Raw genomic sequence first — 13,295 nt, forward strand, 5'->3', positions numbered from 1 at the left:
TTTCTCTTGGTTGTTTTTTAACTTATGTAAATAAATTTAACAAGTTTGTTACAAAATGTCAACTAGACTTGACAAAAAAGAGTGATAGATGTAATAAGATCTGCTTATCAGCGATTGGAGATTCTAGCGAAACGGTTCCAGACAATGAAAGCTCAAATACAAAAAACCCCGGCTAAATTAGCCGAGGTAAAAAGAGAAGTACGAATGGCAATGAGATACAGCGATATCGAAGTCAAAAAATCTTAGCTAACACTAAATCCAACTAAAACTAAAGTAGTGACGATTAAAGTTGCAAAAGCAGCTTGTATTAAGTATTTACGTTGTTCCCAAATTGCTGGGTACTCAGCATAGTAAATTTTGGGTTCGGTTGCGTAGTTATTGAGAACGCCGTCTTCATTTACAGTGGTGTACATAATTTTTTTTTTGGTTTTTTAACTTATGTAAATAAATTTAACAGTTTTGTTACAAAATGTCAACTAAACTTGACAAAAAAAGAGTGATGTTTTATATAAAAGTTATTTATGAGCGCCAAAACCGGATATTCATTAATACCAATTCTCTAAAATCTGGCAACAAATCAATCTCCGCGTCCCCGCGTCCCCGTGTCATCATCTGTAACCATTTTTTGAAAAGCTGGTATAATTTGTTTCTGCGCGTCACATGAAAAACCCCCAGTAAGTTGGGGGCATCAATTCTGGTTTTTGACTTTTGATTTTTGCAAAGCGGTACTAGCCTAATTTTTTATCACCGCATCCAAAAGCACATTCGCATCAAAACGGACAACATCGGTGCAAGGTAGTCCTGTTTCTGCTGTTGTGTGAGCGATCGCTTCATTTGCCGCAGATTCATCTAAATGGGCTGTGTTTAATGCTATACCCACCACATGTACAGTACCAAAGGCACCGCCGGCACTGGCGACACTTTCATAAAGCTGGATGACCTTACGTAAAGGTGGAATTACTACATGGGGATGATTGCGGATATGAACTTGTCCTGCTCGATGTGCCAATACTAGTTGGGTTGGTTGGGAACCACGAATCAAGGGTAAGGTTGCGGTGGAACCAGGATGTAGTAGTGAACCTTGTCCTTCAATGTGCAAGATATCGTAGCTTTTGCCATACCGCATGACCATTTGTTCCACAGCACCGGCGGCAAAGTCTACGCGCACAGCATCCAAAGGCACACCATCGCCTTCTAACATCACACCAGTTTGACCTGTAGCTAAGAATTTAGAACTCCATCCCCGCAGTTTTGACGCCCGATGTAACTCCAGGCTGGTTGACATCTTACCGATGGCCATGTCAGTTCCCACAGTCAAGACTCGCCGACATGGGAGAGTGCGTGCCATGCCGCTGGCAATAGGTATATTAGACGGTTCTTTCCGTACATCCCAAATTAGTTGACCTGGTTTGAGCAGTGCATTTAAATCTGGCATATTTGCCATTGCTGTATGTAAACCATTCACTAAGGACATTCCAGCTTGTAAAGCCTCTTTGATTTCCAGCCAGTAATCATCTGGTACGGCACCACCTCCTGGGGCTATGCCAATTACTAAGACTTCTGGTTTGTACTCCAGGGCGGCGGCTACAGATGCCACAATTGGGACATCACGGTTGATACCTGTTAATTGTGGCAAGGATTTGCCAGCAGAGTCGCGATCGATGACTGCTACAATTGGGGCTTCACTATAACGTAAAATTGCTAGCCCTGTTTTACCTTGAGACCCGGTAATTCCCTCATGAAGTAAGATAGCTACTCGTTGATTAAGTGGCAAACGCACTGTGTTGTACCCCCAAACCTGGTAAATCGTTCGGCAAAACTCTCCCTTCTTTTAACAATGCACCCGTAAATGGGTCATCGATTAAGTTAAGGTGACTGTCTAAATCTAAATAATCAGCTAGTGGTGCTAGCTGTGCTGCTGCTGTATTGGCTAAAGAACTATCAGAATAACAACCGAACATTACTTGTAATCCATAGGATCGGGCTACATGTACCATTCGCATGGCTTCAGTTAGTCCCCCTGATTTCATCAGTTTAATATTTATCCCATCCACGTAGTTTGATAGGTGGGGAATATCAGAACTTGTAAAGCAACTTTCATCAACAAAGATGGGGAGAGGAGAGTTTTCCTTGAGTTTTGCCAAACTTGTTTCTTCTCCCCGTGGCAATGGCTGTTCTACATACTTTATACCTAAATCAGCCAGCCAATTGCACATGGCGATCGCGTCTTCTAAACTCCAGCCACCGTTAGCATCAACGAAAAATTCTGGTTCTGGTGCTGCTTCTTGTACAGCTAGGAGCATTTTTCGGTCTGCTTCTATGCCATCTGGGCTACCTAGTTTGACTTTGAAAACACGAACATCGGTAAAGTTTAACCAATCTTTTGCTCTGGCGATCGCACCTTCTGGTGAATTAATACCAATTGTCAGGGAAGTTGGGACGATAGCGTGGCGATCGAGTCCCCAAATTTGCCATAAAGGTAACCCAACCCGTTTACCAAGCCAGTCGTGCATTGCTATATCCAAAGCTGCTTTCACAGCAGAAGGAGCTTGGTGTTGGGTTAACACTTGCTCAATTTCCTGCCGCTGTAAAGGACTGAACGGTTGCAACAGTGGTATAACTTGCTCTAGCGCGTCTTTGATTGTATCAGTTGATTGGCGATGATTACCCACACCAAACGGCGATGCCTCCCCCCAACCTTCGATGCCATCTTGTGAAATTTGCACCCAGACATTCGTAGTCTGTGCTGTTGTCCCGCGACTAATAGTCAACGGGAATCTCTTATTAACTGTAAATAAATTTACATTTATTTGCATAAATATAGAGCGTATTATGTTAAAGCAAAAGCCAGTGTAAGTTCAAAATTTAGATTATCGGACGTATCCGTTATACTTTTTTACATTCACTGCATGATTCCTTTTGTTATTTAATTTATGAGCAACTTAAAGAAATGGAAAATTTTGAAATCCAAAATGGTCTTAGATCATCGCTGGTGTAAGGTAAGGCAAGATGAAATAGAATTACCGAATGGAAAAATTATTGATGATTATTTTGTCAGTATTAAGCCTGATGTAGCGATGGTTTTACCCATTACCAGTAGTAGAGAAATTATTTTCGTCCGGCAATACAGACACGCCGTCGGTGAATTTTTCTTAGAACTGCCAGCAGGGAGTTTCGAGCCGACAAAAGAGAGTCCTGAAGTAGCAGCAATGAGAGAATTTACAGAAGAAACTGGTTATATTGCCCAAGAATTTCAAAAGATAGGAATTTTATACGATAAGCCAAGCAAAGACACCAATCAAATACATTTATTTTTAGCCGAAAATGTAATCAAGGTTCAAGAGCAACAACTTGATATTACAGAAGAAATTGAGATCGTATTAATTCCTGTAGAATCAATTTTAGAGAAAATTATTCAAGGTGAAATTTCTGTGGCTGGTACTGTAGCAGCTCTGTTTTTAGGTTTAAAATTTATTAATTGTTAATAATAAGTGTATTTTTCTTATATTTTGTAATAAACTTAAGTTTTGACAGCAAGTTTTTTGATATTTATCCAATAAAAAATATTCTTAAATTTTATTTTTAATGTATTTTTACGGATGACATTTATAAAATTTTGTTATTACTATAACATATACAAAAAAAGCCCTTATAAGAATGACCTGGTTTTTATGGATACCTCACTTTATTCTCTTAAAGATGCGTTTGAGAATGCGGCTCTTAGAGCTAAATACAACAGTAATCAAGGTCTTTATGCATTTATTTTAGTAACACCATCTGATAAGTTTGCTTTCCAAGAATTAGTAGGTTCTTATGAAGAGATTCACTGTGTAACTGGCAAGTATATTCTAGTTATTGGTCCTTCAATTATAGTTGATAATCAACGCGTCCCACGAGAAAGTGTAGCAGAACTTATCACATCAGAATTCAGCGTAAAATATTTTTCACAATTCAAATATAATCAAACTAGAGAATCATATGACTTTGCTCAGTTTATCGATCTTCCTGAGAATAATCTTCCTGCTATAGTATTCTTTGATACACTTATTAACCCAACTGAATATGCAGTATGGAAGATAGATCCTAATAATTTTAGCTTAATAACATCGTTCCGTAGTCTAGCTACTCACTTAAATGAAAAATGCTGCTGGCGAGATATCGAGACGCTTCAAAAGTTAGATAAAGATGGGAGTCCTAAACTACGTACTCTCGAATCAAAATTACAAGGGCAAAAATCTCGTATCGAGAGCCTAAAACTAAGGCTACAAAAATCTTTTGACATACAAGAAAAACAAGCTATTTCAGACGCTATCAGACAAGCAGAAAACTGTCTGAGAATAATTGTAAAAAAGATGGAAGAAGAGATAAATAATATCTATTTAATCGAAGAAAAACTAGAATGTAAAATCAAGAAACAAATTCCTGTACTAGATGCTATTTATGATTGGAACAGTCAACTGATAAGTAAATACTCGATAGTTGATAATACAGGGATATGGTCTTCAATGATTAAATCAGCCAATTTTGATCTTGAAGGAAAATGTGGATTAAAAAAACTCACGATAGAAACTTTTATTTCCTATTACCGCGAGGATGAAGGCTTACGAAAAGAATTAGATGGGCATCTTTCTAACTTGAAGCGGCAGGGCAAAATTGTTGTGTGGCATGAGGAAGTAATTGAGCCAGGAGTAGAGAGAAAAGTTGAGATTAAAAAACGTCTAGAATCTGCCGATCTGATTTTACTGTTGATCAGCCCTGGATTTATGGCATCAGAGTATTGCTATGAAGAACAAATGCAGCAAGCAATGGAGCTGTATGAGGCTGGAACAGCACAAGTAATTCCTATCATTTTAAAGCCTGTACACTGGGAGGGTACCCCATTCAGTAAACTACAAGTGCTTCCAAAAAATCGGAAGCCAATTACTACTTGGAACGTCAGAGATGAAGCATTTTTGGATGTGGTTGAGGGCATTCACCGATTGGTTGAAAGCCTAAGGTAAATGTTTACAGTTTAACTTTTTTACCTCGCCCATTGCTCCAATATATAAGCATAAAAAGCATCTTTATCTACTTTATCCATTGCATATATCTTACGACCACCCGATACAACTTTAGTGCGTCCCTGACTAAGACCAGTGGTGATAATTTCTGTTTCCCATTCGCGCAATTGATAAAATTCTGGATGTCCTAAATAAGCCGTTGCTAAAACATCCCAAAAATAATAATCTTGAGGGATAACTAATGCATAACATTGTCCTGCTAAATCGGAGGCGGGATAGTGGCGTTGTCGCCCCATTTTTTGGACTAATTCTGATGTGACTGGGACATTGTTTGTTAAATCCAAAGGACACATAATAATTTCAATTTGGGTTTTCCAAACTCGCGCTGCTGAAATTGCGTCCCAATAAACATTCCATTCAGCAGAACCATCTTGTCCTGGTTCTAAACTTTTTTCTACATTACCAGGAACATTCAAAGCACCTCCCATCCAAACAATTTTCTGAATTTTGGCTTCAATATCTGGTGCTTTCTCCAAAGCGACTGCAACCGTTGTCAAGGGCCCAGTTACCATCAACATTACGGGGTCTAATGCTTCACGTAACACCCGAATCATAAAATCTTGGCCTGTTTCGGCAACTAAAGGCGTAGTGATGGTTTCGCTTTGATTGAGAATTGGTAAATGATCGACAATAAACGAATCGCGGCGATAGATGCTGGGAAAGGGATTGATACCACGCACAGTACTTTCTGCAACCGAAATGTGAGAAAATCCCATCAAATCGAGAATTTTTCGTGTGGCGCTAACAGCTGGTTGGATATAACAATCGGCTGGGGTGACAACAACACCGAGAAGTTCAATATTATCCATTGTCAACAGCAGCATGGTTGCTAAATAATCATCTACACCGCCATCATGATCCATTAATACAAGTTGTTTTGACATATTTAAGGAGAATAAAAAATGGATGAATTTATGCAGGCTGCAATTCAAGAAGCAAAACAAGGCAGACAAGAAGGTGGAATTCCTATCGGTTCGGTTCTCGTCAAGGATGGCAAAATTCTCGGCAAAGGACACAATAAACGTGTCCAAGATGGCGATCCTGTTACCCATGCCGAAATTGATTGTCTCCGCAATGCTGGCAGAGTTGGTAACTATAGAGGTACAACACTATATTCAACCTTAATGCCGTGCTATTTATGCGCTGGGGCAGTGGTACAATTTGGCATTAAAAAAGTTATTGCTGGAGAATCCAGAACTTTTCCTGGTGCCAAAGACTTTATGATATCTCACGGTGTAGAAGTAATCGATCTCAATCTTGATGAGTGCGAACAAATAATGAGTGAATTTATTGAAACTAATCCCGAACTTTGGAACGAAGATATTGGTAAATAAAAAAGAATTCAGCATTTACGTCTGATGGGAATTATCTATAGCAATCCTAAATCATTTGTGAAAATTATATATTTCTTTCTTCTTTCTTATCTTTGCGTCCTTGGCGTTCTTGGCGGTTCGTTTCCTTATCCATATTTTTCACAAATCAAATAGGACTGCTATAAATCAACGAAATATCAATAATTATCCGTCCTGTAGAGATACGTTGCATTGCAACGTCTCTACAACGATAAATCAACGCTTTTAGCGTCTAATCCACATAATACGTAATTTTGAATTCGGAATTCAGTGATGCTTGAATTTAGATGAGTAAGTTGGATTGAGGCGCTAAACCCAACAAATACTCATAAAAAAGGTAAATAATACATCTTTAGGCTGTGTCAAAAATATTAATTCATCCGGCATTTATGCAATGTCGAATTGCTTATTTATCTGCTGGATAGAAAAGAAACCACCATAACTCTAGCCCCATTAAGGCTAAACCAGCGATCGCCACACCAACTTTCAAGCCCAAAGGTTGCTCTATGTGCTGAAATTGGCTATTTTGCTCTGAATGCACTGGCATTTCTCCTAAGGCTAGGGTTGATGTTCCAGTCAGAAGGACTAAACTAGCCAAACTTCCCCAAAGCATTTTTTTGCTGAACATTAGATCAACTCCTTTAGAATTTATCAGGTAGCTTTTGGTTGAAAGTTACGCAATCTTAGGGCATTGCTAACAACAGAAACTGAAGAAAGTGCCATTGCGGCTCCGGCGATAATGGGATTGAGTAACCAACCAAAGATTGGGAAGAGAATTCCAGCTGCAATAGGAATGCCAATAACGTTGTAAATAAAAGCAAAAAAGAGATTTTGCCTGATATTGTTGATAGTAGCGCGACTAAGTTGAATCGCCGTCACAATTCCTTGTAAATCGCCAGAAATTAGCGTGATATCGCTAGCAGCGATCGCTACATCTGTTCCCGTCCCGATGGCAATTCCCACATCAGCCTGTGCTAGCGCTGGGGCATCATTGATGCCATCACCTACCATTGCTACCAGGGATTGGGGATTGGGTACCGGGGATTGGGTACTGAAACGAATTTTTCCCAGTCCCCAGTCCCTATTCCCCAGTCCCTCTTTTTGCAGAGATTGAATTATCGCCGCTTTTTGATCTGGCCGGACTTCGGCAAATACTCGTTTGATGCCGACTTGTTCAGCGATCGCTTCTGCTGTTTTTTGATTATCTCCAGTAAGCATTATTACTTCTAAACCCAACTTCTGTAGTGTTTTTACTACTGCTGTGGATGAAGGTTTGAGGGCATCGGCAATACCCATTACTGCTTCTATTGCGCCATCTACGGCTATTAAAATAACTGTTTTTCCAGCAGCTTCCCATGCATTTTTATACTGTTGGAGAGCCGTGGTATTAATTCCGAGTTCTGTTAACCAGCGTTGGGTACCAATTTGCACCAAGCGATCGCTAACAATTGCTTGCACGCCGCTACCTGCGATGGCTTGAAAGTTGTTAGCCTCTAATAAATTCACTTCTTGAGACTCGGCATACCTGACAACAGCGGACGCTAGAGGATGTTCAGAATTTCGTTCTACTGTTGCTGCTAACTGTAAAACCTTGAGTTCGTTACCATCGGCTGTGCCCTTGACAGTGACAAAATCTGTAACCGTAGGTTTACCCACAGTTAAAGTACCAGTTTTATCTAAAACGATGGTTTGGATTTTGTGTGCCAGTTCTAAGCTGTCTGCGCCTTTAATCAAAATTCCATTTTCTGCACCTTTGCCGGTTCCCACCATTACAGAAGTCGGGGTAGCTAAACCCAAAGCACAAGGACAAGCGATAATCAATACACCTACCGTTGTCATTGTTGCTAGGGTGAGGTTGCCTGTGAAGTTAAACCAAATGATAAAAGTGGCGATCGCAATGGCAATCACAGCTGGTACAAACCATCCCGTCACTTGATCTGCCAACCGCTGAATTGGTGCTTTAGAACCTTGTGCTTGTTGCACCAATTTGACGATTTGAGCCAAAAACGTATCTTTTCCGACTCGTGTCGCCCGAAACTGAAATGCACCCGCACCGTTTATCGTCGCCCCAATCACTTCATCTGGTGGTTGCTTTTTGACTGGCAAACTTTCACCAGTCACCATCGCTTCATCTACCGTGGAAACCCCTGCAATGATTTCGCCATCTACCGGAATTTTTTCACCAGGACGCACCAAAATCACATCGTTGATTTTCACTTCGGCGATGGGAACGTCAATTTCCACTCCATTACGGATGACTCTGGCATCTCTGGCTTGGAGTCCCATGAGTTTGCGGATAGCTTCAGAAGTTTGTCCCTTGGCGCGATTTTCCAACAATCGCCCCAGCAAAATTAAGGTAATGACAATAGCAGCAACTTCATAATAAACATGAGGAATCAAACCCTGAGCAATAAAAAATCCAGGGAAAACGGTAATAAATAAAGAATATAGATAGGCTGCACTTGTACCCAAAGCAATCAGCGTGTCCATCGTCGCTGTATGACGCCTAAAAGCTTTGAACCCATTGCGGTAAAAAGATCCACCACACCAAAAAACGACAGGTGTTGTCAGCACTAGCTGTAGCCAAGGATTCCCCAGGAAACTGGGAATCAAGGGCAAATTTAACCCAGTCATCATCGGTAGCGATCCTAAAAATAGGAAACTGCTGATTACGCCTCCCACCGTTACTTTGAGAAAAAGTTCGCGTTGTTTTGCTTGTCTAGTTGCTATCTCCACATCATCTTCTTGAGATAGCATTTCTTCTGAGAGTGAGTAGGAAGAGTAACCGGCAGCCGCGATCGCACTTTGGATTTTTTCCAAATTAGTAATAGAGCGATCGTAATTGATGGTGGCTTGCTCAGCTCCAAAGTTAACGTTGCAGTCAATTACCCCGCGAACCGAGCGAATCGCTTTTTCGACGTTGTTGGCACAAGCCGCGCAGCTCATACCTCGAAGTTTGAGTGTGAGAGTATCCATATTGGGGATTAGGGATTGGGGACTAGTGACTGGGGATTAGGGACTGGGGATTAGGGAACCCAGTACCCAATACCTAGTACCCAGTCCCCAGCCCCCAGTCCTCGTTTACGCGACTGGATAGCCAGCAGCAGCTAACGCTTCTTTAATCGCTGTTTCTGATGCTTGAGTTTCTACGCTGACAAGCTTGGTTGTTGGATCGGCCTGAACGCTAGCATTGGCATCGACAGCCTGAAGTGCTTTGGTGATGGTGTTTGCACAAGCAGAACAAGCCATGTTGGGAACTGTAAGTTGGAAAGCCATAGATTTACGGGATAAAATGAACAACCTCGCCAAGCCAAGCTGGATGACTGGGACGTATACCTGACACCCCAGAAATTAGAAATTTCTGGCTGAGGATTCGCCTTGAATTTATCCTAAACTCTCCATCTGGCTGGAGAGTCTAGAGATTTTCAAAAGTTTCAAAAATACAATATGCTACAAAAACTTGTCACCTGATAAAAGTGTGTGTTATCAAGGTGATATAACTACATTAGTAAGAATTATCCTGTTGTTTTCCTCACAATTCTGGGAAAATAGCTCCCCACTACCTGAGGCGCGGCTGCTGAACCGAAGTCTCCTTTATCTCTTCATCACAAAGAGTCTTTTTTAAGACTTTATTTGGAATTTTCATGCAGCCAAAAAATTTAAAACGTCTTCTCCGTGCGTTAGGGCGGCAGGGTTTGGATGTAACTTATAACAATCATACTTATTCTGTCCGTCTAGCTAATTCCCCTGATTTTCCTGTAGCAGAAGTGCTATTACCGGAAGGCTTCCCCATAGAAGCCAAAGCACTCAAGCAGTTAACGAATTTGGCAAGTGTTCGTCATCCGTCGGGTGGATGTGTGTGCCGTGCCTGTGCTACGCCTGATTTTCATCCTGGCGATGCAGGGGTAGCCATTGGTTCAGTCGTAGAAACTGTGGGTCAAGTAATCCCTAGTGCTGTCGGTTCTGACATTAATTGTGGAATGCGCTTGCATGTAGCTGATTTGACAATTGAGCAATTTCTCGCCAAGCGCGATGAATTTGTAGAACGTATGAAGGGGGATTACTTCTTTGGTACGCGTGATGTAACGATGACTGGTCAAGCAATGCAAGCGTTATTTCAGTACGGAGTTCCCGGTTGGTTAGATGCAATGTTAGATCGACCTACGGGAAGTGTAGTTAAGTCTGATTTACAACAACTTGCCGAAGAAAGCGATGCCATCTTCTTAGGTGGTTCGATGGATGGTGACTGGAAACTCGCACCTGAAGAATTGGTTCCCGATGCTGGACTGGTGCGCGATGGCGGACTAGCAACCATTGGCGGCGGCAACCATTTTGTAGAAGTGCAGCGAATTGATAAAGTCGAAAATCGCACACTTGCCCACGCCTGGGGAGTGCGCGAGGGACAGCTAGCTTTTATGATTCACTCTGGTTCTCGGAATGTGGGTAAGTACATCGGGGGAATGTGGCGAGATAAAGCTAAGGCAGTTTGGCCAAAAAATTTGAAATACCCTGATTCTCAGATTTTTCCTCTTTCAACTTCTTCTCATCCCGAATTAGTTGCGAGTTATCTGCAAGCTGAGGCCACAGCCGCTAACTATGGGTTTGTCAATCGCTTACTATTAGCAGAACTACTACGTCTGCGTTTGCGAGAAGTATACAAAGATGTGGAAGCACCTTTAGTTTATGACTTACCCCACAACATCACTTTGCCAGAAGGTGAAGGATGGGTAACGCGTAAAGGCGCTTGTCCAGCACATGTAGGACAACCAGTGATTATTCCTGGTTCAATGGGTGCTTATTCTTATCTAATGGTGGGCAGAGGTAATCCAGCATTTTGTAATTCTGCTTCACACGGGGCGGGAAGAATTCGTTCTCGGTTTGACCTCAATCGCAGAGGTGCATCCGAAAGTGAGGCAGAACTGGGATTAACTGGAGTAGACTGCATCACCTTGCGTGAAGAACGCCGCATTGAAGAAGCACCAGCCGCTTACAAACCGATTCAGTCTGTGATTGATGTCCAGGTTGCGGCAGGAATGGTTGATGTTGTGGCGCGGTTGAGTCCGGTGCTGACGTTTAAGGCGTGAACGTTGGCTGTTGACTGTTGACGGTTAACCATCAACAGTCAACGTTTCTTGGGAAAGGGTAGTAATTATGTCTGGTAGTGGACGATCGCGATCATTCTCTTCCGGCGTTTCCCTACCCAAAGATGTTTCTTTAACTAACCGATAAACATCGGCTGCTCCTTGAAAAATGCGCTCTGTCAAATCTAAAGCTTGAAAGGTGTCTGCAATCTCTTCCATTTCTCCCACCCATCGATGTGCTTTTGGTGTCATGGATGGTAAGGAACGAGTAAGTATTTTCGCTAATTCGGGTTGGCTGCTAGACACTTCATCCCACAGTTGTTGGTCTAAACCTAAGCGATGGGCTGCAATCAGCAATTCTGTACCGATCGCTGTCAGCCCTTTTGTTAGTGCTGCATAGCACATTTTTAACCCAGAAGCTTGACCAATTTCATCGCCAATTACCCGCACATCTAATCCATAATCTCGGAGTTGTTGGAGTTCAATGGCCTGTTTTCCTGATGCATAAATGCGGGTACGATTGGGAACCCGTGGAGGCGGGCCGATGATTGATGCATCGACAAATTGCCCGCCGTTTGATTCAATTATTTGGGCAATACTTCTCACCTTTTCGGGTGCGATCGCGTTGGCATCAACATATAAAATACTTTTACCAACGCTGGCTATTGCTTGAGCTACTTCTTGGGCTGCCTGTGTGGCGGCGGCGGGAACTAGCACTGATAGCACCACATCGGATTCAATGACCAATTGTTTGAGCGAACCGACATCCTTAATATTGGCTGCGGCGGCTAATTGTCGAGTGCGATCGCTTCGGTCATCCAACGCTGCAATCGTCTTCAATCCATGTTGATTGAGTACGGCGGCGATGGCCTGCCCCATGTCACCCGGACTTAAAATACCAACAGTTTGAATTTGCATGGCAAACTTGATTCCAAATTGCTGCTCAAAGAGTACTGATGTGCTTCGTTTATCTACGCACCCAGTACTCCTTGTTTGGCATGGGTTTGGAGATTGAGTTATGAAACAAAATACGATAAGTTGATTGAGTTACCGTATTTTATCTAAACAGGAACTTACCACAAATTGTTCTCAAGAAGCAAGCTATCGAATGACTCAAAAAACAGAAGTATATAAATTTATCCTAGCTTTTGTTGCTGGCTTTCTGGCAGTACTGGTATTTCACCAAGGTGTACTGGCGCTGCTACATGCAATTAATTTTACCCCACGTCCAGCCTATCAAATTACACCCACACAGCCTTTGGGTATACCGCAATTCCTCTCAAGCGCCTTCTGGGGAGGAATTTGGGGTTTAGTTTGGGCAGCGATTACAGTACGCTGGCAAGTAAACAAAAATTATTGGTTAGCAGCGCTCATATTTGGTGCTATTGCACCGACATTGATTGCTTGGTTTATTGTTGCACCATTGAAAGGTCAGCCCATAGCAGGAGGTTGGAAACCAGCCGTGATGATTACAGGTTTATTAGTCAATGGTGCTTGGGGATTGGGAACAGCTTTATTCTTTAATTGGTTTGCCAGAAGACAAGTATTACAGTGAAGGCGACAATCAGACTAGCCAATGAAAACGATGCATCACAAATGCTCTTAATTTATGCACCGATTGTCCAAGAAACTACAATTTCTTTTGAGTTAGAAGCACCCAGCGAAACGGTCTCTACAACCACAGCAATCTTTCTTGAGTGATGGCGATAAACCTATAAATCCACCCATTTCTATGCCAGAAATACAGAAATCGCCTTTGTGGGATGAAGCTTTAACAAATGGACTGTTGTTGCTGCGAGTTT

General features: G+C 42.0%; 14 protein-coding genes. 6 read left to right on the top strand and 8 right to left on the bottom strand.

The annotated features are described in order from the left end of the window. Positions 1-242: 242 nt before the first annotated feature. The 3 genes from psb34 to H6H03_RS08825 all read right to left on the bottom strand — a co-directional run bounded on the left by psb34 (position 243) and on the right by H6H03_RS08825 (position 2,816). Positions 243-413 carry a photosystem II assembly protein Psb34 gene (psb34, locus tag H6H03_RS08815; RefSeq protein WP_190954755.1) on the bottom strand — a complete coding sequence of 57 codons (171 nt, stop codon included), beginning with the start codon at positions 411-413 and terminating at the stop codon, positions 243-245. Between the two features lie 320 nt (positions 414-733). Further along, positions 734-1,780, bottom strand: coding sequence for a DUF1611 domain-containing protein (locus tag H6H03_RS08820; protein ID WP_190954756.1), 1,047 nt, complete (start codon positions 1,778-1,780; stop codon positions 734-736). Next, positions 1,764-2,816, bottom strand: coding sequence for a dipeptide epimerase (locus tag H6H03_RS08825; protein WP_190954757.1), 1,053 nt, complete (start codon positions 2,814-2,816; stop codon positions 1,764-1,766). The genes H6H03_RS08820 and H6H03_RS08825 overlap by 17 nt, the downstream gene beginning before the upstream one ends. 117 nt (positions 2,817-2,933) lie before the next feature. Between H6H03_RS08825 and H6H03_RS08830 the strand changes: the two genes are divergently transcribed. Together H6H03_RS08830 and H6H03_RS39770 are read left to right on the top strand one after the other, a co-directional pair. Beyond that, positions 2,934-3,485 carry an NUDIX hydrolase gene (locus H6H03_RS08830; protein ID WP_190954758.1) on the top strand — a complete coding sequence of 184 codons (552 nt, stop codon included), beginning with the start codon at positions 2,934-2,936 and terminating at the stop codon, positions 3,483-3,485. Between the two features lie 186 nt (positions 3,486-3,671). Then, complete coding sequence (locus H6H03_RS39770; protein ID WP_199338874.1) at positions 3,672-5,000, top strand: TIR domain-containing protein; 1,329 nt, start codon at positions 3,672-3,674, stop codon at positions 4,998-5,000. Positions 5,001-5,020: 20 nt separating this feature from the next. Here the strand turns inward: H6H03_RS39770 and H6H03_RS08840 are convergent, their stop codons facing one another. Further along, the gene (locus H6H03_RS08840) at positions 5,021-5,944 is read right to left on the bottom strand and encodes a nucleoside hydrolase (RefSeq protein ID WP_190954759.1); all 924 of its coding nucleotides are present in this window, start codon (positions 5,942-5,944) and stop codon (positions 5,021-5,023) included. A gap of 18 nt (positions 5,945-5,962) precedes the next feature. Here H6H03_RS08840 and H6H03_RS08845 point away from each other — a divergent pair, with 18 nt between their 5' ends. Beyond that, positions 5,963-6,394 (top strand): nucleoside deaminase, encoded by a 432-nt coding sequence (locus tag H6H03_RS08845; RefSeq protein ID WP_190954760.1) that lies wholly within the window; start codon positions 5,963-5,965, stop codon positions 6,392-6,394. A gap of 424 nt (positions 6,395-6,818) precedes the next feature. On the opposite strand, the gene H6H03_RS08850 is transcribed toward H6H03_RS08845, so the two are convergent. From H6H03_RS08850 to H6H03_RS08860, 3 genes are all read right to left on the bottom strand, one after another. Further along, entirely contained in the window at positions 6,819-7,040 is a 222-nt protein-coding gene (locus H6H03_RS08850; RefSeq protein WP_190954761.1) for a hypothetical protein, read from the bottom strand. 23 nt (positions 7,041-7,063) lie between these two features. Next, complete coding sequence (locus H6H03_RS08855) at positions 7,064-9,388, bottom strand: heavy metal translocating P-type ATPase (RefSeq protein ID WP_190954762.1); 2,325 nt, start codon at positions 9,386-9,388, stop codon at positions 7,064-7,066. A gap of 105 nt (positions 9,389-9,493) precedes the next feature. After that, positions 9,494-9,688 (bottom strand): heavy-metal-associated domain-containing protein, encoded by a 195-nt coding sequence (locus H6H03_RS08860; RefSeq protein ID WP_190954763.1) that lies wholly within the window; start codon positions 9,686-9,688, stop codon positions 9,494-9,496. Between the two features lie 368 nt (positions 9,689-10,056). On the opposite strand from H6H03_RS08860, the gene H6H03_RS08865 reads away from it, so the two are divergent. After that, positions 10,057-11,496 carry an RtcB family protein gene (locus H6H03_RS08865; protein ID WP_190954764.1) on the top strand — a complete coding sequence of 480 codons (1,440 nt, stop codon included), beginning with the start codon at positions 10,057-10,059 and terminating at the stop codon, positions 11,494-11,496. Positions 11,497-11,520: 24 nt separating this feature from the next. On the opposite strand, the gene H6H03_RS41725 is transcribed toward H6H03_RS08865, so the two are convergent. After that, on the bottom strand, positions 11,521-12,411 hold the full coding sequence (locus H6H03_RS41725; protein WP_190954765.1) for an NAD(P)-dependent oxidoreductase: 891 nt from the start codon (positions 12,409-12,411) through the stop codon (positions 11,521-11,523). A gap of 190 nt (positions 12,412-12,601) precedes the next feature. Here H6H03_RS41725 and H6H03_RS08875 point away from each other — a divergent pair, with 190 nt between their 5' ends. Both H6H03_RS08875 and H6H03_RS08880 read left to right on the top strand, forming a co-directional pair. Beyond that, positions 12,602-13,048, top strand: coding sequence for a hypothetical protein (locus tag H6H03_RS08875; RefSeq protein WP_190954766.1), 447 nt, complete (start codon positions 12,602-12,604; stop codon positions 13,046-13,048). Further along, positions 13,045-13,194 carry a hypothetical protein gene (locus H6H03_RS08880; protein WP_190954767.1) on the top strand — a complete coding sequence of 50 codons (150 nt, stop codon included), beginning with the start codon at positions 13,045-13,047 and terminating at the stop codon, positions 13,192-13,194. The genes H6H03_RS08875 and H6H03_RS08880 overlap by 4 nt, the downstream gene beginning before the upstream one ends. The last annotated feature ends 101 nt before the right edge of the window (positions 13,195-13,295 follow it).

Source organism: Nostoc paludosum FACHB-159 (assembly GCF_014698835.1).
Lineage (GTDB): Bacteria > Cyanobacteriota > Cyanobacteriia > Cyanobacteriales > Nostocaceae > Nostoc > Nostoc paludosum.